General features: G+C 71.6%; 23 protein-coding genes and 1 tRNA gene. 10 read left to right on the top strand and 14 right to left on the bottom strand.

From position 1 onward, the window contains the following. The first annotated feature begins 204 nt into the window (after positions 1-204). From TOK_RS10645 to TOK_RS10630, 4 genes are all read left to right on the top strand, one after another. The gene (locus tag TOK_RS10645) at positions 205-1,611 is read left to right on the top strand and encodes an acyltransferase (RefSeq protein ID WP_172457515.1); all 1,407 of its coding nucleotides are present in this window, start codon (positions 205-207) and stop codon (positions 1,609-1,611) included. Between the two features lie 50 nt (positions 1,612-1,661). Then, the gene (locus TOK_RS10640) at positions 1,662-2,315 is read left to right on the top strand and encodes a class I SAM-dependent methyltransferase (protein ID WP_141566343.1); all 654 of its coding nucleotides are present in this window, start codon (positions 1,662-1,664) and stop codon (positions 2,313-2,315) included. A 7-nt stretch (positions 2,316-2,322) separates the two neighbouring features. Continuing rightward, positions 2,323-2,976 carry a nitroreductase family protein gene (locus TOK_RS10635; RefSeq protein ID WP_098957663.1) on the top strand — a complete coding sequence of 218 codons (654 nt, stop codon included), beginning with the start codon at positions 2,323-2,325 and terminating at the stop codon, positions 2,974-2,976. A 101-nt stretch (positions 2,977-3,077) separates the two neighbouring features. Further along, complete coding sequence (locus TOK_RS10630; RefSeq protein WP_098957662.1) at positions 3,078-5,087, top strand: hypothetical protein; 2,010 nt, start codon at positions 3,078-3,080, stop codon at positions 5,085-5,087. Between the two features lie 19 nt (positions 5,088-5,106). Here TOK_RS10630 and TOK_RS10625 read toward each other — a convergent pair whose 3' ends face one another. Then, positions 5,107-5,862 carry a decaprenylphospho-beta-D-erythro-pentofuranosid-2-ulose 2-reductase gene (locus TOK_RS10625; RefSeq protein ID WP_098957661.1) on the bottom strand — a complete coding sequence of 252 codons (756 nt, stop codon included), beginning with the start codon at positions 5,860-5,862 and terminating at the stop codon, positions 5,107-5,109. 3 nt (positions 5,863-5,865) lie between these two features. Then, positions 5,866-7,239, bottom strand: coding sequence for an FAD-binding oxidoreductase (locus tag TOK_RS10620; protein ID WP_098957660.1), 1,374 nt, complete (start codon positions 7,237-7,239; stop codon positions 5,866-5,868). 262 nt (positions 7,240-7,501) lie between these two features. On the opposite strand from TOK_RS10620, the gene TOK_RS10615 reads away from it, so the two are divergent. Next, positions 7,502-9,256: a hypothetical protein gene (locus TOK_RS10615; RefSeq protein ID WP_098957659.1), complete on the top strand. Its 1,755-nt coding sequence runs from the start codon at positions 7,502-7,504 to the stop codon at positions 9,254-9,256. A gap of 153 nt (positions 9,257-9,409) precedes the next feature. Continuing rightward, the gene (locus TOK_RS10610) at positions 9,410-10,018 is read left to right on the top strand and encodes a DUF1707 domain-containing protein (protein WP_098957658.1); all 609 of its coding nucleotides are present in this window, start codon (positions 9,410-9,412) and stop codon (positions 10,016-10,018) included. 47 nt (positions 10,019-10,065) lie between these two features. Here TOK_RS10610 and TOK_RS10605 read toward each other — a convergent pair whose 3' ends face one another. Genes TOK_RS10605 through TOK_RS10590 form a run of 4 tightly spaced genes read right to left on the bottom strand, consistent with a single transcriptional unit; the run spans position 10,066 to position 12,690 of the window. Beyond that, positions 10,066-10,815, bottom strand: a complete 750-nt coding sequence (locus TOK_RS10605; RefSeq protein WP_098957657.1) for an ABC transporter permease — start codon at positions 10,813-10,815, stop codon at positions 10,066-10,068. Continuing rightward, a complete protein-coding gene (locus TOK_RS10600) occupies positions 10,812-11,720 on the bottom strand; it encodes an ABC transporter ATP-binding protein (protein WP_098957656.1) in 909 nt (302 codons plus the stop codon). Before TOK_RS10600 ends, TOK_RS10605 begins: the two co-directional genes overlap by 4 nt. Continuing rightward, the gene (locus tag TOK_RS10595; protein ID WP_098957655.1) at positions 11,717-12,079 is read right to left on the bottom strand and encodes a transcriptional regulator; all 363 of its coding nucleotides are present in this window, start codon (positions 12,077-12,079) and stop codon (positions 11,717-11,719) included. Before TOK_RS10595 ends, TOK_RS10600 begins: the two co-directional genes overlap by 4 nt. Continuing rightward, the gene (locus tag TOK_RS10590) at positions 12,076-12,690 is read right to left on the bottom strand and encodes a hypothetical protein (protein WP_098957654.1); all 615 of its coding nucleotides are present in this window, start codon (positions 12,688-12,690) and stop codon (positions 12,076-12,078) included. The genes TOK_RS10595 and TOK_RS10590 overlap by 4 nt, the downstream gene beginning before the upstream one ends. Before the next feature lie 306 nt (positions 12,691-12,996). Between TOK_RS10590 and TOK_RS10585 the strand changes: the two genes are divergently transcribed. Further along, a complete protein-coding gene (locus tag TOK_RS10585) occupies positions 12,997-13,401 on the top strand; it encodes a GtrA family protein (RefSeq protein WP_098957696.1) in 405 nt (134 codons plus the stop codon). A 3-nt stretch (positions 13,402-13,404) separates the two neighbouring features. On the opposite strand, the gene TOK_RS10580 is transcribed toward TOK_RS10585, so the two are convergent. The 5 genes from TOK_RS10580 to TOK_RS10560 all read right to left on the bottom strand — a co-directional run bounded on the left by TOK_RS10580 (position 13,405) and on the right by TOK_RS10560 (position 17,817). Further along, positions 13,405-14,319: a glycosyltransferase gene (locus TOK_RS10580; protein WP_098957653.1), complete on the bottom strand. Its 915-nt coding sequence runs from the start codon at positions 14,317-14,319 to the stop codon at positions 13,405-13,407. Next, positions 14,316-15,086: an ABC transporter ATP-binding protein gene (locus tag TOK_RS10575; RefSeq protein WP_098957652.1), complete on the bottom strand. Its 771-nt coding sequence runs from the start codon at positions 15,084-15,086 to the stop codon at positions 14,316-14,318. The genes TOK_RS10580 and TOK_RS10575 overlap by 4 nt, the downstream gene beginning before the upstream one ends. A gap of 4 nt (positions 15,087-15,090) precedes the next feature. Next, positions 15,091-15,960: an ABC transporter permease gene (locus tag TOK_RS10570; RefSeq protein WP_374754883.1), complete on the bottom strand. Its 870-nt coding sequence runs from the start codon at positions 15,958-15,960 to the stop codon at positions 15,091-15,093. Between the two features lie 126 nt (positions 15,961-16,086). Next, the gene (locus TOK_RS10565) at positions 16,087-16,641 is read right to left on the bottom strand and encodes a bacterial proteasome activator family protein (RefSeq protein WP_098957694.1); all 555 of its coding nucleotides are present in this window, start codon (positions 16,639-16,641) and stop codon (positions 16,087-16,089) included. A gap of 192 nt (positions 16,642-16,833) precedes the next feature. Next, positions 16,834-17,817, bottom strand: coding sequence for an NAD(P)H-quinone oxidoreductase (locus TOK_RS10560; protein ID WP_098957651.1), 984 nt, complete (start codon positions 17,815-17,817; stop codon positions 16,834-16,836). A 45-nt stretch (positions 17,818-17,862) separates the two neighbouring features. On the opposite strand from TOK_RS10560, the gene TOK_RS10555 reads away from it, so the two are divergent. Next, on the top strand, positions 17,863-18,531 hold the full coding sequence (locus TOK_RS10555; RefSeq protein WP_098957650.1) for a GNAT family N-acetyltransferase: 669 nt from the start codon (positions 17,863-17,865) through the stop codon (positions 18,529-18,531). On the opposite strand, the gene TOK_RS10550 is transcribed toward TOK_RS10555, so the two are convergent. Together TOK_RS10550 and TOK_RS10545 are read right to left on the bottom strand one after the other, a co-directional pair. Next, positions 18,486-18,824, bottom strand: coding sequence for a hypothetical protein (locus TOK_RS10550; protein WP_098957649.1), 339 nt, complete (start codon positions 18,822-18,824; stop codon positions 18,486-18,488). The genes TOK_RS10555 and TOK_RS10550 overlap by 46 nt on opposite strands. Before the next feature lie 89 nt (positions 18,825-18,913). Next, the gene (locus TOK_RS10545; protein WP_098957648.1) at positions 18,914-19,864 is read right to left on the bottom strand and encodes a neutral zinc metallopeptidase; all 951 of its coding nucleotides are present in this window, start codon (positions 19,862-19,864) and stop codon (positions 18,914-18,916) included. A gap of 99 nt (positions 19,865-19,963) precedes the next feature. Between TOK_RS10545 and TOK_RS10540 the strand changes: the two genes are divergently transcribed. Together TOK_RS10540 and TOK_RS10535 are read left to right on the top strand one after the other, a co-directional pair. After that, positions 19,964-20,452, top strand: coding sequence for a MarR family winged helix-turn-helix transcriptional regulator (locus tag TOK_RS10540; protein ID WP_098957647.1), 489 nt, complete (start codon positions 19,964-19,966; stop codon positions 20,450-20,452). Positions 20,453-20,462: 10 nt separating this feature from the next. Further along, positions 20,463-20,550, top strand: a tRNA-Ser gene (locus tag TOK_RS10535). Between the two features lie 97 nt (positions 20,551-20,647). Here the strand turns inward: TOK_RS10535 and TOK_RS31620 are convergent. Beyond that, complete coding sequence (locus TOK_RS31620) at positions 20,648-21,631, bottom strand: DUF6236 family protein (RefSeq protein ID WP_141566342.1); 984 nt, start codon at positions 21,629-21,631, stop codon at positions 20,648-20,650. Between the last annotated feature and the right edge of the window lie 265 nt (positions 21,632-21,896).

The raw sequence follows: 21,896 nt of genomic DNA, 5'->3' as shown, positions 1-21,896 counted from the left end.
CGCCGGGCGGACCGGCGCCGACGCGACGCGGCCGGTGAGGCGGCCGATCACTTTCCGTGCTCGTGCTCCGCATTGGGTGACGGTACGTGACGATCGCCCGAGTCACCCCAGACATGGTCACCGACTGTGAGTAGTCGATTGGGCTGTTCGGGCGCTCTCGGGGGACGCCCGTTACGGGTAATCCCGTTGCTCGTTCAGTCCGATGTGACGATCACCGCGCCGCGCGAGACCCGCCAGCCCGAGGTGCGGGCACTCACCGGTCTGCGGATCGTCGCCGCGGCATGGGTCGTCGTCTTCCACTTCCACTTCACCGCCCTCGGCGGGGTGGCCGACGTCGTCGCCGCGACCGGCCCGATCCTCACCGCCGGCTCGCTCGGCGTCGACATGTTCTTCGTCCTCAGCGGCTTCGTGATCGCCTACACCTACCTCGACGTCCTCGGTCCGCGGCTGCGTGCCCGCGCCGCCGGCCGCTTCGTGTGGGCCAGAGCCGCGCGGCTCTGGCCCGCCTACGTCGTCGTCCTCACCCTGTTCGGCGCCTGGGTCATCGCCCGGCACGTCCTCGGCGGTGGCGGTCCCGTCGCGTTCCAGGCCGTGCAGCCCGACGTCACCGTCGGCGCCTGGGTCCGCCAGCTCCTGCTCGTCCAGCTGTGGGACCGGCCCTACTTCGACGGCGCGTCCTGGGTCGGCCCGACGTGGTCGATCAGCGCCGAATGGCTCGCCTACCTGCTCTTCCCGCCGGCCGCGCTGTTCTTCCACCGGCTGCGCCGGCTTCCGCGCCCCGTCCTCGCGCTCGGCACGGTCGCGCTGATGGCACCCATCGCGGCGTCCTACCTCGTCATCGGCAGCCCGTACTTCCCGTGGAGCTGGCTCGTCCGCATCCTGTGCGGGTTCGGTGCCGGGGTTCTCGTGTTCCTCGTGGTCCGCCGGATCCGTGCCACCACCCGCACCCGCTGGGTCGCCTCCCGGATCGCCGACGCGTCGGCGGTGCTGATCGTCGTCGGGCTCTGCGTCGGGGAGCTCGCCGGGCCCGGCCGCGGCGGCGCCGTCATCGTGCTCTTCCCGGTGCTGGTCGGAGCGCTCGCGATCGCCGACGGCGGCCTCGCCCGGCTGCTGTCGACGCGCGCCTTCGGCTACGGCGGCCGCGCCTCCTACAGCCTCTACCTCGTCCACATCCCGATGTTCGAGGTCTACTGGCTCGCGATGGCGTACTTCCCGACGCTGACCGGACCGACCGTCGTGGCGCACGTGATCGGCGGGCTCGTCCTGCTGGCGACGTTCCCCGTCGCGGCCCTGCTGCACCGCGTCGTCGAGGTGCCCGGCAGCCGCGCTGTGCGCTCCCACCTGCCGTCGTTCCTCCGCGAGCCGTTGACGACCCGCGACCACTCGACAACTCGCGACCCCGGGACGACGCCGCCGGTACGGCCGAGCAGCGGTCCCTCGCGCGGCCGTGGACCGCTGCTCGGCGCCGTCCCGCCGATGCCGCGACCGGTCACCTACGGCCCGCCGCAGCAGCGCACCCCGCGGCATGCCGCCGGCACCGTCGGCCGGCCCGCGCTCGTCTCGTCCGGGGTCGCGCGGCACGCTCGCCGCGGCCCGGGCGCCATCGCCTGAACCTCCCACCCGTTCCCGCGCGTGTCCCGGCGGGGATGATGGACGTCGCCATGAGTGACGCCCCCGCCCCCGACCTGCCGCTCCAGTCCGAGGACCCCGAGCTGGCGTGGCATCTCAAGCTCGTGCGCCGCTACCTCGGCGCCGGGCCGTACCTCGACCACCGGTGCGCCGGGGGGCGCAGGCTGCGGCGGCTCGCGCAGCACGGACCGGCGACCGGGTTCACCGCCGACGCCGAGGTGGCCGCCCTCGCCCGCGAGGAGGCCCCCGGCTGCCCCGTCGTCACCGATCCCGCCGAGCTCGGCGACGACGCGTTCCACGGCATCGTCGCCGTCGACGGGACCGGTGCCCTCGACGACCACGCGGTCCTCGACACGATCACGGTGTGGCGACGCGTCCTGCGCCCCGGCGGCCGGATCCTGCTGCAGGGACCCGACGCCGGCGGCCGCGGCGCGACCCTGCGCGAACAGCCCCGGACCCCGGGTGACCGAGACCACGCCCGCTGGGCCGAGCTGCTCGAGGAGGGTGGCCTGCGCATCGTCCTCGGCGGCACCGACGGCCTCACCCGCCCGCCCTACGGCCGTGTCCCCGCAGGTCTGGAGCTGCGGGCGGTGGCATCGGCGATGCAGTACGCGTCCGGCCGGCTGTACCTGCCGCCGGGCGGTGGCGAGTCCGCGGTGTTCATCGCGGAGATCGCGGGGCCATGATCGGGGCATGACGGAACTGCTCCCGCTCGACCCCGACCAGCTCCTCACCTCGACCCGCTCGGTGCGCAAGCGCCTCGACCTCGAACGACCGGTGCCGCTCGACGTCGTCAAGGAGTGCCTGGAGGTCGCGCTGCAGGCGCCGACGGGCAGCAACCGGCAGGGCTGGCACTGGATCGTCATCACCGATCCGGCGCTGCGGAAGTCCGTCGCCGACCTCTACACGCGGTCCTACCGTGCCTACCGCGACAGCCCCACCTACGCCGGTTCCGACGACCCCTCGCACAGCACGGAACGCCAGTCCACCCAGGCCCGCGTCGGCACCAGCGCCGACTACCTCGCCGACCACATGGCCGAGGTCCCGGTGCTGGTCATCGCCGCGATCCACGCCGGCGCCGACCTTCCCGCGAGCAACCAGGCCGGCCTGTGGGGCTCGCTGCTCCCCGCCGCCTGGAGCCTGCAGCTCGCGCTGCGCGCCCGCGGCCTGGGCAGCGCCTGGACGACGCTGCACCTCACCTACGAGAAGGAGATCGCCGAGATCCTCGGCATCCCGCCGAACGTCCGGCAGGGCGTCCTGCTCCCCGTCGCGTGGACCAAGGGAACCGACTTCAAGCCCGCCCACCGCGAGCCCCTCGAGACCGTCCTGCACGTGGACGGTTGGTGACACGCTGACAGTGCTCCCGGCCCGGGGGCCGCAACCGCAATATCATGGCGTCGAGGTCCGGGGTCGGAGCCTCGAGGTCCTGATCGGATGGAGTTCCCGCCGTGGCGACGGTAACCGGGGCGGGCGCGGCCATCGGGCCGGGCGTCGTACTGCCGCAGCGGAACCGGGCGACCCCGCACCGCCGCTGGGTCCGCGCGGTCCTCGCCGGCCTCGCCGCCGGGGGCCTGGTCCTCGTCGGCCGCGTCACCGGGCTGCTCCACGGCGGCCCCGGCCTGCTCGTGGCGATCGCGCTCGTCCTGCTGATCCCGACGTCGCGCGAGTTCTCCCGGCGGGTCCTGCTCGTGGGCTGCGTCCTGGCCGGCTGGCTGCCCGTCCTCTGGTGGACCGATCTGCCGTTCGACGGCCTGGGCCGGATGACCGTGGCGCTCACCGCGACGGCGGCAGTGCTCGCGGCCTGGGTCGCCGCCGGCGAGGACGGTGGGGGGCGCGCCCGCCGGCTGCTGCCCCGCTTCCGCGTCGTCGACGCCTACCCGGCGCTCGCCGTCGGACTCGGGTTCGTCGTCCTCGCGCCCTGGCTGCAGGTCAAGACGCCGACGCAGTCGCTCGGCATGCTCCTGTTGAGCTGGGACAACTCGGCGCACTTCAGCATGTTCCACATGATCCGCACGACCGGGGTCACCGTCGACACGCTGGCCCCGCCGGCGGGCGGGACGTGGCAGTTCGCGAGCTACCCGCAGGGCTTCCACACGCTGGTGGCGGCGATCGTCGAGATCGTCGACGGGCCGCAGGTCGCGTCCGTGGGTGGGGAGCTGCTCAGCTACACCCGTGGCGTCGCGCTGCTGGTCATCACCGCGACGGCGCTGCTCGTCGCGGGCCTCTGCGCGCTGCCCGCCCTGCGGCGCCGGCCGCTGCTCGCCCTTCCGCTCGCCACGCTCGTCGCGACGGTGTTCCTCCTCGGGCCGGGCGCGCTCGCGTTCTACGACGGCTTCGGCAACTTCGTGCTCGCGTGCGCGATGGTCGTCGCCGTCGTGCTCGTGGCCGTGCCGATGCCCCGCGTTCTCATGCCCCTGCACCTGCTCGCGCTCGCGGGTGCGGTCGTCGGCGTCGCGCAGGGCTGGGCGCTGCTCGGGGTGCTCGCCGCACCGGCCGCGCTTGCGGCGCTGCTCCCGTTGCGGCGCAGCCGGTTCCGGACCCGGCCGATCCCGCTGCTGCTGTCCCTGCTCGTCCTCGCGGCGGCGGCGGGCTGTCTCGTCCGGACGGCCGTCGTCCTGTCCGCCGTCAGCGCCGAGAACCCGCTCGTCGTCGCCGGGGGAGCGAGCGAACCGAACTACGCGCTGACCATCGGGGTCACTGCCGCGGCGATCGTCGCCGCGATCGTGGCGCGCTGGGCGACGCGGCGGCCCGAACGGCCACGGCTGGTCGCGCTCGTCGCGGTGCCGCTCGCCGGGGTCGTGTGCTCGGTCGTCCTGATCATCATGCAGCTCGCCGCGAGCGGCGCGGTCACCTACTACGGCTTCAAGTTCATGACTGCCGTCGAGATCGTCGCGCTGTGCGTGCTGACGGTGCCGCTCGCCCATCTCGGACGGCGCATCACCCGGCGGCGTCGGCTGCTGGCACCACCCGCGGCCCTGCTCTCACTCGCCGTCGCCGCGTCGGCCACGCAGATGTTCGGCTGGACCTTCGCGACGATCCCGCAGGGGCCGACCGGCGGCCTCGACACCGCCGCACCCGCGGGCCTCGTCAGCCGTGAGCTCGAGTACCGGCTCATCGCGAGCCCGCCGAGCACCTCCGACCTCACGACCTACGTGGCCGCCGGGGTGCCCGCCGTCCCCGGCGACCTCGTGTTCCTCGACGTCACCGACGGCTACCCCGTCGACCCGACGATGGCTGCCCAGTGGTTCTTCGCCCTCACCGACAGCTGGACCCTCGAGGGCAACGCGCTCGCAGGCGACATCCAGTTGCGCGGACGCTCGCCCGAGGCCTGGGCGGGCGTCGCCGAACGACTGCTGCGCACGCGCGACGACGTCTACGTCGCGGTCCGGCCCGCGGAGGCCGCGCAGCTGCGGGCGCTGCTGCCCACCCGGCTGGCCGGCCGGGTCGTCGACCTCTGAGTCCTGCCGGCGGAACCGGTCAGATCGGCAGGCGGCGGAAGATCGGGCGCGGCACGTGACGCAGCGCGCTCATCACGAACCGCCAGGCCGCGGGCGCCCAGACGAGCTCCTTGCGGGTGCGCACCGCGTCGGCGATCACGGCGGCGACGGCCTCGGGGGTCGTCGCCAGCGGGGCGGGCTTCAGACCCTCGGTCATCTTCGAGTGCACGAACCCGGGCCGGACGACGGTGACCACCACGCCGTGCGGGCGCAGTGCCTCGGTCAGGCCGGAGTAGAACGCGTCGAGACCTGCCTTGGTGGAGCCGTAGACGAAGTTCGAGCGCCGCGCCCGCTCACCCGCGACCGACGAGAGAGCGACCAGGGAGCCATGGCCCTGCTCCTTCATCCGGTCCCCGACGAGCACCCCGACCGAGACGGCGGCGGTGTAGTTGACCTGCGCGATCTCGACGGCGGCGGCCGCGTCCGTCCACAGCTGCTCGTTGTCGCCCAGCAGCCCGAACGCGACGACGGCGACGTCGATGTCACCGCCCGCGAACGCCTTCTGCACGACGTCGGTGTGCGAGGTGAGGTCGACGGCGTCGAACTCCACGGTCTCGACGGCGCAGCCGCGGCCCTCGAGCCGGGCCCGGGCCGCATCGAGGCGGGGGGAGGGGCGGGCGGCGAGCACCACGCGCATCGGCCGGTCGGAGGCGAAGGCCTCGACGACCGCGAGGCCGATCTCGGAGGTGCCACCGAGCAGCAGGATGCTCTGGGGGTTGCCCACGGCGTCGATCATCGGTTACACGAGCTCCAGTCGTCGTGACATGTCCGAGGCGAACACGCCCTCGGGGTCGACAGCGGCGCGGACCTTGCGCCACTCGTCCAGGCGGGGGTAGCCGCGGCGGATCGCCTCGGCGGAGGTCCGCGACTCCTTGGCCAGGTAGTGCCGGCCGCCGGCGTCGAGGACGATGGCGTCGAGCTCGTCGCACAGCTCGCCGAGGCCGCGGCCGACGGGGATGTCGAGGCACAGCGTCCAGCCGGGCTTCGGGAACGACAGCGGCGCCCGGTTGCCCTCGCCGAACCGCTTGAGGACGTTGAGCGCCGAGACCTTCCCGGCCGCCGTGACGCGCTCCAGGACGGTACGCACGACGTCGCCTCGTGAAGGCGGGACCACGAACTGGTACTGCAGGAACCCGTTGGGTCCGTAGCCGCGGTTCCACTCGCCGATGATGTCGAGCGGGTGCAGGAACTGCGTGATGTTCTGGACGGCACCGTGCTTCGTCGGCGACTTCCGGTACCAGAGCTCGCTGAAGACCCTCCCGGTCAGCTTGTTGAGCATCCCCGGCGGGAAGACGTCGGGCACCGTGAGCAGCTGCGGCGCGTCGAACTTGAGCGGCTTGTCGCGCAGCTTCTCCGGCAGGTCGTCGAGGTGGGCGTGGTTGGCGCGGGTGAGGATGCCGCGGCCGAAGTGCGCGCCGGTGGTGACCGCGTCGAACCAGGACACCGACTCCGCATACTTCTCGTCGTCGCGGGTCTGGCGGTCCATCAGGTCGTCGAGGTTGTCGATCTGGTCGGTGTCGACCACGAAGTACGCGGTCTCGACGTGGTGCAGCCGCAGCCGCGCCCGCACCACGATGCCGGTGAGCCCCATGCCGCCGACGGTCGCCCAGAACAGCTCGGACTCGTCGCCGTCGGGGGTGAGCTCGCGGACCGCGCCGTCGGCGGTGACCAGCACCATCGACTCGATGTGGTTGCCGAAGCTGCCGACCACGTGGTGTGCCTTGCCGTGGATGTCGGCCCCGATCGCGCCGCCGATCGTGACCTGCCGGGTGCCGGGCAGGACGGGCAGCCACAGCCCGAACGGCAGCGCAGCGCGCATCAGGGTGTCGAGGCTGACGCCGGCGTCGACGTCGACCAGCCCGGTCTCCCCGTCGATCGAGTGGATGCGCGACAGCCCCGTCATGTCGACGACGCGCCCGCCCGCGTTCTGGGCCGGGTCGCCGTAGGAGCGGCCGAGGCCCCGGGCGATGACGCCCCGTGGGCCGGCGCCCAGGATCGCGATGGCGACCTCGTCGGGGTCGCGCGGCGTCACGACCTCGGCGACCGAGGGCGCGGTGCGGCCCCATCCGTGCAGGCGGCGCGGCTCCCGCGGGGGAGTGGGCTGGCTCGACATCGCGGGCCAGGCTACGCGGGTCGCCGATCCGCCCTCCGCGCGCCCGTACGGGTCGGCCCGCGGATCGTGCAGGAACGGCGCTTTCCCACAACCGGGCTGCGGGGAAGCGCCGTTCCTGCACTCCGGCACGCGGCCCGCCCCCGCGGAACGAACGGCACAGTCGCGCCACTCAGTTGCAGGAAAGGGCCGTTCATGCAGGTCGGGGCCGCGGCATCGGGGGCAGGGCGCCGTACGTCAGGGGGCCGTGTGTCAGGGTGACGGCGTGCTCGACGTGCCCGCGGTCGCCCCCGTGGGCGGTCCGCTGCAGCGGACCAGGTGGCGGCCGCCGCCCCTCCTGCTGGTCGGGCTCGGGCTGCTGGTGATCTCGCTGGGGCTGCAGCACCGCGTCCTCGGCGCGTTCACGACGTCGACGATCGGCGACGTCACCGGTGACCCCGACCTGTTCGGCTGGTGGCTGACCTGGACCCCGTGGGCGATCCTGCACGGCGAGAACCCACTGGTCACCGACTGGATGCACCACCCGCTCGGCGTCAACGCCATGTGGAACACGACCGTCCCGCTGCTGGGCGTCGTGCTCTCGCCGGTCACGCTGACGGCGGGCCCGGTGGCGGCCTACAACGTCGGCATGATCCTCGGGCCGGTGGCGTCCGGGATCGCGATGGTGGCGGCGCTGGGGCCGTTCGTGCGGCGGTGGTCGGCCCGGACGGTCGCGGCCGTCGTCTACGCGTTCGGCCCGTTCCAGCTGGCGCACGCCTCGGCCGGGCACCTCAACATCGTGTGGGCGGTGTTCCCGCCGGTCCTGCTGTACCTGGTGCACGTGCTGTTCGTGCGGGGCACGCAGCGGCCGTACCGGACGGGTGCGCTGGTCGGGCTGGTGTTCGCCGCGCAGACGTTCCTCTACACGCAGACGCTGGCGCTGGGCGCGCTGATGCTCGTCGTGACGGGGGCTGCGCTGGCGGTGCGGTTCCCGTCGCGCGTGCGGGAGCGGCTGCCGGGGCTCGTGCGGGCAGGGGCGGCGTGCGTCGGCGTCTACGCGGTGGTGTGCGCGTACCCGCTGTGGCTGATCCTCGCTGGCCCGCAACGTCCGCTGTCGACGATCCGCGACCCGCTCTACGGCGTCACCGACCTGGCCAACATCGTGGTGCCGACGCCCCTGACCGCGGCTCGGCTCGTCCCCACCGGGATCGCCGACACGATGCGCGCCAACGTCGGCGAGCAGGGCGGCTACCTCGGGCCGGCGATGCTGCTGCTGGTCCTCGTCCTGGTCGTGACGGTGCGCTCGACGCTGCTGCGGCTCGCCGCCGCCGTCGGGCTGGTCTCGCTGGTGCTGTCGCTCGGCCCGGCGATCGTGGTGGCCGACCACGTGACCGGGTTCCCGATGCCGTGGGCGCTGCTCACGGACGTGCACCTGCTGGGCGAGGCGGAGCCGGTGCGGCTGCAGGTCGTCACGACGCTGTGCCTGGCGGTCGTGCTGGCCGTGTGGGTCGACCACATCCCGTCGATCCGGTGGCTGCCCGGCGTCGGCCTCGCGACGCTCGCGACGGCCTTCGCGGTGCTGACCTGGCTCCCGGCCGACGCCTACGGGGCGCGCGAGGCGTCGACACCCGCGTTCTTCGCCCATGCGGACCGGCATCTGATGTCCGGCGACGTCGTCGAGACGGTCCCGGCCGTGACGAGCGTGTGGGACGGCGGCGCCCGGCCGATGCGCTGGCAGGCGCAGGCCGACATGCTCTACAAGATTCCCGGCGGCTACTTCATCGGCTCCGACCCGACGCATCCGGTCCTCATCGAGGCGCCCGTCTCGGCGTACCAGCAGGGCGTCGTCGACGTCGGGGCCGGCAACCCGACCGCGGTCGCCCCCGCCGACGCCGCGGCCTCCCTGCGCGCCTCGGGGGTGACGGTCGTCGTGGTGGTGCCGGAGACGGGCGTCGACACCGGCGCGGTGCTGTCGTGGACGGCGACCGTCACCGGCGACCCGGGGTCGCGGGTCGAGGACGTCTGGAGGTTCCGGCTCTGAGGCGTCAGCCGAGGCCGACTCGGCGGCGCGGGTGCGCAACCCGCGGCGACGGGCCGGCCCGCGACCGGCAGTGCCGCGTCGTCACCGTGACCCGCAAGGCCGCCTGACGTTCCACCTCTGACGTGCGGGGCTGCGACGACTAGGCTCCGGGCGGTGAGCCTGCAGCCGTCGCCCGGCGAGTCCCCGGGGATCCGCATCTCCGACGCCGACCGCGAGCGGGCCGCCCACCGTCTGCACCAGGCGCTGTCCGAGGGCCGGATCACGGTCACGGAGCTGGAGGAGCGGATCGCGGTCGTCTACGCGGCCCGTTACGCCGCCGAGCTGATGCCACCGCTGGCCGACCTCCCGGGCAACCCGCTCGACGTCACTGTCCCCGCCCCGCCGCCCTCGACCCCCGCCGGCCCGCCAGTGGTGCTGCGGACCGGAATGGGGTCGTTGCGGCGCAACGGGAACTGGCAGGTTCCCGCCCGGCTGCGGGTGCAGTCCGGGATGGGGTCGGTCGTGCTCGACTTCTGCGACGCCCAGATCGTGCACCCGGTCGTCGAGATCGAGTTCGAGCTGGGCGCCGGCTCCGCGCGGGTCCTGGTGCCCGACGACGCCTCAGCCGACATCGACGGTCTCGTCGCGAGCATGGGGACCGTGAAGTCGAAGGTGCCGTCGGCGCCGTCGCGGGGAGCGACGCACTTCCGCGTCTACGGCCGGGCGACCATGGGCTCGGTGACCGTCCGCCGCCGCTACCGGCTCGCGGGCCGCTGGTTCTGACTCACGTGGGCGGGCCGGCGATTCAGCGCGTCAGTCCCGACCGCCGGTCAGCGGAAACGCCGGCCCTCGTCGCGGCGGTAGGCCCACCCGGCCAGTGCCGACGTGGCGACCACCCACACCACGAACGAGACGACCGTCAGCACGCTCGGCGCGATGCCCTGCGCCGCCCAGATCACGACGTCGCGGGCGCCGCGCGAGGGCAGCAGCTCCGAGATCGTCTGCAGCCAGCCGGGGAACAGCTGCGGGGGAAGGAACAGCCCGCCGGCGAACGCCAGCGGGAAGAAGATCAGCTGCGTGACGGGCAGCGCGGCCTTCACCGGCATCGAGTAGCCGACGGCCAGCCCGCCGAGAAGGAACGGCAGCCCGGCGACGAGCATCGCGACCAACCCGGCCACGAACCGCAGTGGCGTCACGCTCGCCGACGTCAGTGCCGCACCGACGATCGTCACCGGCACGATCGCGATCAGCGCGAACACGAACCCGGTCAGCAACCGGCCGACGATCCGCGGTGTCGCCGCCGCCGGCAGCGTCCGCACGTACGGGTCCCAGGCCTTCTCCCGGTCGTCGGCCACCCCGACGCCGAAGGTGAACAGGAAGCTCGACAGCACGCCGAACACCGCCAGCTGGATCACCGCCGACGTCGCTGCCACGACGTCGTCGCCGAAACCGAAGGGGACGACGAAGAACAGCAACGACAGCGCCGGGAAGATCGCCGCCGATCCGACCGCGATCGGAACCCGCAGGTTCTCCAGCAACAGGAACCGGAAATGCGTACGGGTCAGGGCGAGCGTGGTCATGCCGCCACCTCCGTGAGGGTGAGGAACGCTTCTTCGAGGGAGGCCGTGCGGACCTGCAGGTCGTGGAACGCCGCCCCGCTGCGGACCAGGTCGCGGACGAGCTGGTCGGCGTCGGGTGTGTGGAGCCGGTGGCGTTCGCCCTCGGTCTCGGTCCGCACCACGCCGGGCAACGCCGGCAACGTCCGGGCACGCAGCTCCACCAGCGACAACCCGACGACCCGGCGGATCGACGCCGTGTCGCCCTCGGTCAGCACCTTCCCGCCGCCGATGACGACGACCCGCTGCGCCAGCTCCTCGATCTCGTCGAGGTAGTGGCTGGTCAGCAGCACGGTGCCGCCGCCGCGGTGGAACTCGCGGACGCCGTCCCACAACGCGCGGCGGGCCTCCACGTCGAGCCCCGTCGTCGGCTCGTCGAGCACCACGAGCGCCGGGTCGCCGACGAACGCCAGCGCCACCGCGAGCCGCCGCTTCTGTCCACCCGACAGCCCGCCGCACTGCCGGCGGGCCAGCCCCGACAGGCCGAACTTCTCCAGCACCTCGCCTGCCGGGCGGGGCTGCGGGTAGTGCCGGGAGACGAAGCCGAGCACCTCGCCGACGCGCAACGTGTCGGGCAGCCCCGTCTCCTGCGGGGTGACGCCGAGGCGCCGCCGCCGGGCCGGGTCGGTCGGGTCGCCGCCGAACAGCTGCACGACCCCCGAGTCGGTCCGGCGCAGCCCCGTCAGCAGGCTCAGCAGCGTCGACTTCCCGGCGCCGTTCGGGCCGAGCAGACCGGTGACGGTGCCGGCGGCGACATCGAGGTCGACCCCGTCGAGGGCGACCGTCGTGCCGAACCGCCGGCTCACCCCGCGGGCCCGTGCGACGTGCCGGTCGGGAAGCCGGTGGATGTCCGCTCCGGTACTGGTCATGGCGTCGTGCTCCTGTCCGTGTCGTCGTCGGCCGGCATGCTCACCGCGGCCGCGCCGTTGGTCGGGTCGAGCAGCGCCCGCAGCGCCGCCGTGTAGTCCTCGAAGGCGCGTCGCCCCTGGCGCGTCAGCTCCACGTAGGTGACGGGCGTGCGCCGCTGATGGGCCTTCGTGATCTCGACGTAGCCTGCGTCCTCGAGCTTGCGCAGGTGCGTGGAGAGATTGCCCGCGGTCATGTCGAGCAGCTCCTGCAGCCGCGGGAACGTGATCTTGTCGCCCTCGCAGAGCGAGGCCAGACTGGCCGTCACCCGCAGCCGGGCCTGGGCGTGGATCACCGGGTCGAGCTCGGGAATCGCGGTCACTGCGCGCTCCGCCGCACCAGCGCCCGCACCCCGGCGAACAACAGGCCGCCGCCCCCGCCGAGACCGATGATCAACGGGCTCACGGGCAGCCCGACCACCGCCGACACCACCGCGACGACCATGATCCAGATTCCGAGGACGTAGTCGACGCGGCTCGACCACACCGCGCCGGACAGCATGTAGAGAGCACCGGCGAGGAAGACGTAGAGCGCCGGGGCGACGACCGACATCGTGTCGCCCGGCAGGTCCCGGGAGCCGAGGACGCCGATCAGCACACCCAGCAGCGTCATCGAGATCGGCCAGCTCAGGCCATACCAGAGCCCCTGCTGCGACGAGGGGCCGCTGACCCCGCGTCCGGTCCGGATGCCGACGGTCGCGCTGACCACGGCGGCGCCCACGACGGCCACCCCGGTCACCCAGCCGGCGACGGCGGGGCTGACGACGTCGATCCCTGCCAGGAACCAGGCCAGCCCGATCAGCACCCACGACACACCCCACACGACGTAGAACAGTCCGATGCTGGGGGAGAGCCGTGACGACGCGTGCGACTGCGCCTGCTGGATGATCGCCAGCGCGTCGGCGGCCGAGGGCGCGTCGTCGCCCTCCTGCACGCGGGGTTCGTCCTCGCTACCGGCGGCGGCTCCGCTCGTGCGACGTTCCGTCATCCCGACCCCCAAAGCAGTTTGAAGCGATGGCTACTTTGTAGAGCAAAGCTGTTGATGAACGCAAGCCCTGGCATCCCGGGCGCACCCTCATCGCAGTCGACGTGCCCGCGAGGAGCGGTCAGGCGGCGGCCGCCGCGCGGGTGCGGGACGGGTGCGCGGAGGCGGCAGGGTGCCACGCCGGGCACCGGGCGACGCCGTGGCCGGCGGGGTCGCTAGCCTGGCCCGGTGACCGCGACGCAGGAGCGTGCCGGGATGAGCCTGGTCGGCCAGCTCACCCGTTTCGTCGCCGTGGGCGTCGCCTCCGCCGCGGTCGACTACGGCGTCTACCAGCTGCTGCTCGCCGTCGGCACGGACCCGCACGTCGCCAAGGGGATCAGCTTCATCCTCGGCACGACGACGGCCTATCTGCTCAACCGCCGCTTCACCTTCACCGACGCCGGTGGGGGCAAGGGCCGGTTCGCGGGCTTCGTGCTGCTCTACGCCACGACGTTCGCGATCAACGTCGGCGTCAACGCCCTGGCCCTGGCCTACCTGCCGCAGATGTCGCTGCGCACGTCGGTGGCGTGGGTGATCGCGCAAGGATGCGCGACAGTGATCAACTTCGTGATGCTGCGGACGGTCGTCTTCCGCGCCCCGAAGCACGCCCCCGAGGCCTGAGCCTCAGACCCGGTCGAACCGCTCCGCGGCGCCGGCGCGGACCAGCCGCACCCATTCCCGGAACTGCGCGGGGCTGCGCTTGGTGACCAGGAAGTACCAGGCGTAGCGCGGCAGGTCGAGGATGCCGACGCGGCGCATGCCGGGCTGCGCGATCAGGTAGCCGCGGTTGCGGTAGGTGTAGAAGCGCTTCACCGGGTCGTCGGGGTCGCGGGCGTGCATCCGGCCGCCGAGCATCGGCTTGTCCTCGCCCTGCGCCGCGGGGTGCAGGTAGGCGGCCTGCAGCGCGGTGCCGAAGGGCAGTCCGGAGCGGACGAGCCGGCGGTGCACGTCGACCTCGTCGCCCCGCACGAACAGCCGCAGGTCGGGCACGCCGACGCGTTCGAGCGTCGACGCCCGGAACAGCGCCCCGTTGAACAGGGCGGCGATGCCGGGCAGCAGCTCGGCGTCGGCCGACTCCTCGGCGAGCAGCCCGGACCGGGTCGCGTGCCAGGTCAGGCCGCGGCGTACCGGGAAGGCGAGCCGGTCGGAGTCGTCCCGGTCGGCGACGGTGGGGGACACGGCGGCCAGCTCGCGACGTTCGGCCAGGTCGACGAGGGTGGCGAGCACCTTGTCGTCGGCGGCGAACCCGTCGTCGTCACCGAGCCACACCCAGTCGGCGCCGAGCGCGAGAGCGTGCAGGATGCCGAGCGCGAACCCGCCGGCGCCGCCGAGGTTGCGGTACGACGGCAGGTACGTGGCGGGGATCCCGCAGCTCTCGACGACGTCACGCGCGGGCTGGTCCGGGCCGTTGTCGACGACGACGAGATGCGCGATCGGGTGCGTCTGCTTCGCCATCGCGGCGAGCGAGTCGACCAGCATCCCGGCGCGGTGCCGGGTGACGACGACCGCGACGACCGACCCGGCGGGGAGAGGACTCACGCTCGGCCGAGGTCGGCGAGGACGTCGTGGCCCTTGTAGTGGTGCAGCACGTCGCGCAGCGAGCCGTGTTCACGGATCGAGCCGTGCTCCATCCAGATCGCGGTGTCGCACAGGTCGGCGAGGAACTCGTCGGAGTGCGAGGCGAACACGAGGATGCCGGAGCGCTCGACGAGCTCGTTGAGCCGGTCGCGCGCCTTGGCGAGGAACGCGGCGTCGACGGCGCCGATGCCTTCGTCGAGGAGCAGGATCTCGGGGTCGATGCTGGTCACGACGCCCAGCGCGAGCCGCACCCGCATGCCGGTGGAGTAGGTGCGCAGCGGCATCTCGAGGTAGTCGCCGAGCTCGGTGAACTCCGCGATGTCGTCGACCTTCGACTCCATCTGCTTCTTCGTCATGCCCAGGAACAGGCCGCGGATCAGGATGTTGTCGAGACCGGTGATCTCGGGGTCCATCCCGACCGCGAGGTCGAACACCGGGGCCACCTTGCCGCGCACGACGGCCCGGCCGCGCGTCGGCTCGTAGATGCCCGACATGAGGCGCAGCAACGTCGACTTGCCGGCGCCGTTGTGCCCGACCAGCGCGACGCGGTCGCCCTTGCGCAGTGAGATGTTGATGTCGTGCAGGGCCTCGATGATCGGGACCTTGCTGTCGGTCCCGATCCGGCCGCCGGCCTTGCCGAGGACGGCCTTCTTGAGCGAGCGGGACTTGGCGTCGAAGATCGGGAAGTCGACGGCGGCGCCGCGGATGTCGATGCTGGGCTCGGTCATCTCGTCACACCCAGTACGCCACGCGGGCGCGGTAGTTGCGCATGCAGACCAGGGCGGCACCCCAGCCGACGACGGTGATGATCCCGACGATCAGCCAGTGCCGCCAGACGATCGTGTCGCCCAGCATGGGCTGGCGCAGGATCTCCACGAAGTGCATGACGGGGTTGAGCTCGGCGATCTGCGCACGCTCGGCGACGGCGGGGTTGTCGCGCAGCCGGTCGTAGGACCAGACGATCGGCGTCATGAAGAACACGAGCTGCGTCAGGCTGGCGACGATCGGCGGGATGTCTCGGAACCGGGTCGCGACGATGCCCGAGAGGATCGTGATCCAGCCGCCGTTGAGGACCAGCAGTACGAACGCCGGGATGGCCATCAGGGAGGCCCAGCCAAGCGGGTGCGGGAAGATGATCATCAGGGCCACCCAGATGATCACGTTGTGCGCGAAGAACAACGTCTGCCGCCACACCAGGCGGTAGACGTGCAGGCTCAGCGGCGCCGGGAGGAACCGGATCAGGCCCTCGTTGGCGATGAAGACCTCGCTGCCCTCGAGGATGCAGCCCTGGATGAAGTTCCAGATCAGCAGCCCGGTGGCGACGTAGGGCAGGAACGTCTTGATGTCCTCGTTGAACAGCGCGCCGTAGAGGATGCCCATCGCCGTGGCGATGACAGCCATGCTGATGCTGATCCACAGCGGGCCGAGGATCGAGCGCCGGTAGCGCTGCTTGATGTCCTGCCAGCCCAGGTAGCCCCAGAGCGGCCGCTGCCGCCAACCCTGGCTCAGGTCGTTGAACGCACGGGCCCAGCTGCGGGGACCGGGCTCGTCCTCGAGGGGGCGGGCCTGCTCGGCAGGGCCCCCTTCAGCGCTCACGGTCACAGCCACGCGCCGAGGGTACCTGCGGGTGACCTGGGTCCGACGCGCGGTGGGCCGAGGTCCGTCCGGGACGCGACGAACGGCCCCGACCTGCGGTTGAGCAGGCCGGAGAGCCGTTCGTCGTACAGCTCAGAGGTACTGCCCGGTGCCCCGGCCCATGCCCTCCGGCATCTGCTGTCCCTGCGGCATCGCGCCGGGCGGCAGGCCGCGACGCATCTGCTCGAGCTGCGCACGCGCGGCCATCTGCTGGGCGAACAGCGCCGTCTGGATGCCGTGGAACAGGCCTTCGAGCCAGCCGACGAGCTGCGCCTGCGCGATCCGCAGCTCGCCCTCCGAGGGCACTCCCTCGTCGGTGAACGGCAGCGTCAGCCGCTCCAGCTCCTCGCGCAGCTCCGGGGCGAGGCCCTCCTCGAGCTCCTTGATGGAGTTCTCGTGGATCTCCTTGAGCCGGGCCCGCGACGCCTCGTCCAGCGGTGCGGCCCGCACCTCCTCGAGGAGCTGCTTGATCATCGTTCCGATGCGCATGACCTTGGCGGGCTGCTCGACCATCGAGGAGAGGCCGGGCTCCTCGACCTCCTCGTCGTCCTGCGGCACGCGGGCCATCCCGACCGGGCGCCCGTCGGGCCCGACCACCATGACCTGCTCGGGGCTCTCCTGCTCGCTGGGCTCAGACGGCTGACTCATGCCGCCCATCATTGCGCGCCTGCCGCGTCGGCGCCGCCCGCGCCCACCGGTTCGTGCGTGCCCCGCGCCTGCCGGGCGGTGCGCCCCCCGCTCCCGCCGGGCGCTCGCGCCTCGGTTGCCCCAGCTGCAGGAACGGCACTATCCCGCCGCCCGGTTGCGGGAAGATGCCGTTCCTGCAGAAACGTCGGGGCCTCACGTCGTCAGCAGGAGCTTGCCGACGACACCTCCGGCCTCCAGCACGCGATGCGCCTCGGCGGCGTCGCGCAGAGGCAGCGTGGCGTGTACGACCGGCTGGACCCGCCCGGCGGCGACCAGCGGCCACACCTGCTCACGCACCCCGTCGACGATGCGCGCCTTGCCCTTCGGCCCGTCGACCGGCCGGCCCCGCAGCCCCAGCGACGTCACGCTCGCCCGCTTGGCCAGCAGCGCCGCGAGGTTGAGCTCGCCCTTCACCCCGCCCTGAAACCCGATGATCATGAGCCGGCCGTCGGTCGCGAGCGCCTTCACGTTGTTCGACAGGCCCTTGGCGCCCATGTTGTCGAGGATGATGTCGGCGCCGTGGCCGTCGGTGGCGTCGAGCAGGGCCGCGGCGATGTCGTCGTGGTAGTCGATGGCGATGTCGGCGCCCAGCTCACGGCAGCGTTCCAGCCGCTCCGGGTTGCCCGCCGTCGCCGCCACCCTGGCGCCCAGCGCCTTGGCCAGCTGGATCGCGTGCGTCCCGATGCCGCTGCTGCCGCCCTGCACCAGGAACGTGTCGCCCGCCGTCAACCCCGCGGTGTCGACGACGTTCGACCACACCGTGCACGCCACCTCCGGCAGCGCGGCCGCCGTCACCACGTCGACGCCGTCGGGGAGCTGCAGCACCTGTGTCGCCGGGACCAGGACCTTCTCGGCGTAGCCGCCGCCCGAGAGCAGCGCACACACCTCGTCACCCACCCCGAGGCCGACGACACCCTCGCCCACCGCCGAGATCCGCCCCGAACACTCGAGGCCGATGATGTCGGACGCCCCCGGCGGCGGCGGGTAGTTGCCCTGCCGCTGCATGACGTCGGCCCGGTTCACCCCGGCCGCGACGACGTCGATGACGACCTCGCCCGGCCCGGCCTGCGGATCCGGGACCTCGGTCCACTCCATGACGTCCGGCGCGCCCGGCTCCTGCAACGTGATCGCGTACATGTCGTCGACGGTATTGCGGTTGCGGCGATAGGGCACGCTCGCGGGATGGCTCTGGAGACGGACGCGCCGCCCGACCCGTGGCCGCTGCGGCACCTCGTGCTGCGCACCCCGCGCCTCGACCTGCGCCCCGACGACGACTCGGGCCTCGACGACCTCGTCGCCGTCGCCCACCGCGGCGTGCACCCGCCCGAACAGATGCCCTTCCACGTCCCGTGGACCGACGCCGATCCCCGCTACCTGGGCCGCGGCATGCTGCAACACTTCTGGCAGCAGCGGTCCGTGCTCGCCCCCGAGAACTGGGCGCTGCACTTCCTCGTGCGCGTCGAGGGCCGCGTCGTCGGCGTGCAGACGCTGCGCGGCAAGGAATTCGCCGCGCGCCGCACCGTCGACTCCGGCTCCTGGCTCGGCATGGAGGTCCAGGGCCGCGGCATCGGCACCGAGATGCGGGCGGCCGTCCTCGCCTTCGCGTTCGACCACCTCGGCGCCACCCGCGCGACATCGGCCGCGTTCGCCGACAACGGGGCGTCCCTGCGCGTGTCGGACAAGCTCGGTTACCGACGCACCGGGACCGCCACCGTCGTCCGACGGGGCGAGCCGTTCGAGGAAGTGCAGGTCGCGATCACGGCGAGCGAGTTCGTCCGGCCCCCGTGGTCCCTGGCCGTCGAGGGCTACCCGGCCTGCGCGGGGCTGCTCGGCGCCGGCGCGCCGGCGTAGCCGAGAGCCTGCTGCGCCATCTGCGCGGCGAACGCGCGCGCCGCCGCCTCCTGCTGCGGGTCGAGCGGCGGCTGCGGCGCACCCGGCGGCTGCTCCACCCACTGGCAGCCCGCCGGCCCCGGCTCCGCGACGTAGGTGTGCTGCACGCCGTTGTAGGTGTACGTCGCCTTGCCGGTGACGTCGCAGGTGCCGTCGGACGAGTGGGCCTCGGCAGCGGACGCGCCCCCTGCACCGGCCGCGATCAGCCCTCCCGCCGCTGCGAGCGGGACGAGAACACGTCGGACGAACGGCATCGTGACCTCCCGAAGATCGGACGAGAGGTGCAGGCTATGACGGCCACTGCTCCGACGGCGGATCGTCACCCGGCCGTGTGGCGTCGCCCTCAGCCCAGGCTGACGCCACGCGCGAAGGTGTCGCACTGCGCCGGGTTACCGGTCTGGTAGCCCGTCGAGTACCACTTCTCGCGCTGCGCCGAGCTACCGTGGGTGAACTGGCTCTCGTTCACCCGGCCGCCGCCCAGGTTCGACTGGATGTAGTCGTCACCGATCCGCGACGCCGTGTCGAGCGCCGCGTTCACGTCAGCCTGTGTCACGTCGGTGATCAACGGCCGGCCCGACGACGTCGGCACCTGCGTCGCGTGGTTGCCCCACGAGCCGGCGTAGCAGTCGGCCTGCAGCTCCAGGCGTACCGAGCCCGACGTCGGACCGGAGTCGCCCGCCTGGACGCGGCTGCTCGTGCCCAGCAGGTTCTGGATGTGGTGGCCGTACTCGTGCGCGATCACGTAGGCCCGCGCGTAGGGCCCGCCCTGCGCGCCGAAGCGCGTCTCCAGCTCCTTGAAGAACGACAGGTCGATGTAGACCTTCGCGTCGGCCGGACAGTAGAAGGGTCCGACGTCCGACGTCGCGCCGCCGCAGCCACCCGTGTTGACGCTGCCGTTGAAGAACACGAGGTTCGGTGCCCGGTAGGTCTGACCCGACCGGGCGAACGTGTCCGACCAGTACCCGTTGAGCGAGTTGACGACGGCGACGACTTCGCAGTCGAGGTTGTTGTTCGCGTCGGCGCCGGTACGGCAGCTCGACGCGATGGCCTGCCCGTCTGCCTGCTGGCCGCTCGACAACCCGTTCAGGCCCGTCGGCAACGGCAGCGCGCCGCCCGACGTCCCACCGCCGCCGCCGAGCGCGGACACGATGAAGAACAGGATCAGCCCGATGATGCCCAGGCCGCCACCGCCGACAGCGACGCGGCCGCCCAGTCCGCCACCACCGCCACCGCCACCGCCGCGGCGGTCCTCGATCGTCGACGTGTCGAGATCGGCGTTCTCGTCGAACCGCATGCCCCGCTGCCTCCCTGCGACCCCGTGCCGCCCAGCGCGCTGATCCCACCACAAGTGGGACCGCCGGTCGACGCCGACGTCGTTGAGTAAGCTGCGGACATGTCGGATGGCGGGACCACTCAGTGGCTCGACGACGACGAGATGCGGTTCTGGCGGACTTTCGTGATCACGGCCACGCTGCTCGAGTCCCGTCTGAACCACGACCTCAACGAGACGCAGGGCATCTCGCACAGCGACTACACGATCCTCGTCTTCCTCTCCGAGGCGCCGGACCAGAAGCTGCGGATGAGCACTCTGGCCGAGCTCATGGCCTCCTCGAAGTCGAGGCTCTCCCACCAGGTCGCGCGGATGGAGAAGGCCGGCCTCGTCACGCGCCAGGAGTGCGACTCCGACGGTCGCGGCGTCCTCGCCGTCATGCTCCCCGAGGGTCGTGAGCTGCTGGAGCGAGCGGCCCCCACGCACGTCACCGGCGTCCGTAGGCACGTGATCTCCCGGCTGAGCAGGGCCGAGCAGACCGCCTTTGCCGACGCCCTGGAGCGGATCCAGCGTGGCCTGAGCGGCGACGACGAGGTCGCAGCCGCCAGCTAGGCTGCTCCGCGGAAGCGTGGCAGAGCGGCCGAATGCACTCGCCTTGAAAGCGAGAGTCCCGAAAGGGTCCGGGGGTTCGAATCCCTCCGCTTCCGCCAGGTCAGAGCGTCGTTCACTGATCTTCGTTCGGCCGTTCGAGCGGGGTTGACAGCAACCGGTGACAGCAACCTGCGGCGGGCAGCCGTTGGGTTGTGGCTAGGCGAACGTTCGTCGAGCCCGCAGAAGGTATGTGTACGGACTGCTTTGCGGGCGCCCTCGCACAATTCGGCTACCGATCATGGCTCCGACCGCTGAGACCCCGAAGCCGTCGAAGACCCACTTCACCGTGTCGGCATCGAGATTGTGAGCGGCAAATGCAGTCCCGAGCATGATGCTGGCCGAGCCGAGCAGAAACCGCAGTCTGCCTCGACCGGCGCGCTCTAGATCGCTTAGAGCTGATTCAATCTGCTGGCGTCCACTCCGGACGGCGTCGAGGGGATCCGGGCTTTGAATTGCTGCAGCCACGAGGCGATCGAGTTCGCACCGAAATTGCAAGACTTCATTGCGGTGGTCTTTAAGGAATGAAACGACATCGGGTATTGATGTGAGGCGTCCGGGCGTCGGTATGAGGCCGTCTAGCAAGAGTTCGGCGCAGTTGAAGCTCTCAACAGCATTGCCGGCTGGCTGATCGGCCTCGAGGCTGTCGGCTGGCAGGAGACCGTAGGCGTACCTTTGGCTGCCTGCGATGTCGGTGGAAGTCACGAACCGAGAGTCGAAGCCACTATGGATCGCGGCGGCGTGTCGAGCAATGATTGCAACGAGTATGTGAGACGTCTCCTCGTGTGCAAGAAGGCCTTCAATATCCCAGTCCCGACGCGCAAGGTGTAGCTCGAGGAGCTCGCGTTCGAGCTCACTAGGGAGCTTGCCAAGGCGCAATGTCGTAAGGCTCGGATCCTCTGGGTGCCAGTGAGGTTGTACTCTATACTCATCTTGATCGGCAAAGAATAGAAGCGCGGCTTCAAGGTCCGCTATGCATTCAGGACTGATGGACGAGCCGGGATGCGTCGGAGTCCAAAGGTCTTCATCGTGAAGCCAGCGGAGCATGTCATCTTCGGCTTCATCTATATAGTTTGGATAAACAGTCGACACTTTATCAAATAGAAGTAGACTGCGCTTGACCCAGGACTCTTCTGGGATCATGTATGGGTAGTATAGTGCGATCTGCTCCATATAAATCGGGCGGCCTTCTAGGTGTGATACACGGACACTTGAATGCGGTTGGACTCTTCCTCGTTGCGCGTCTCATTGTTCGATCCAAGCGCATGATGCACCTACGGAAGCTTGTCTGGTCTCATCTGACGCTTGACGTTCCTGTCCCGGGTGATGGTTGACGTCCGGGCTAGGAGACTGTGCGGTTCTGGGCTTTGAGATTACGGATCGCTCCGGTCGTGGTGCGGGTGAAGAC

Origin of the sequence: Pseudonocardia sp. N23 (assembly GCF_002583555.1) — a bacterium.
GTDB lineage: Bacteria > Actinomycetota > Actinomycetes > Mycobacteriales > Pseudonocardiaceae > Pseudonocardia.
This window is presented reverse-complemented; position numbering and strand designations above follow the sequence as displayed.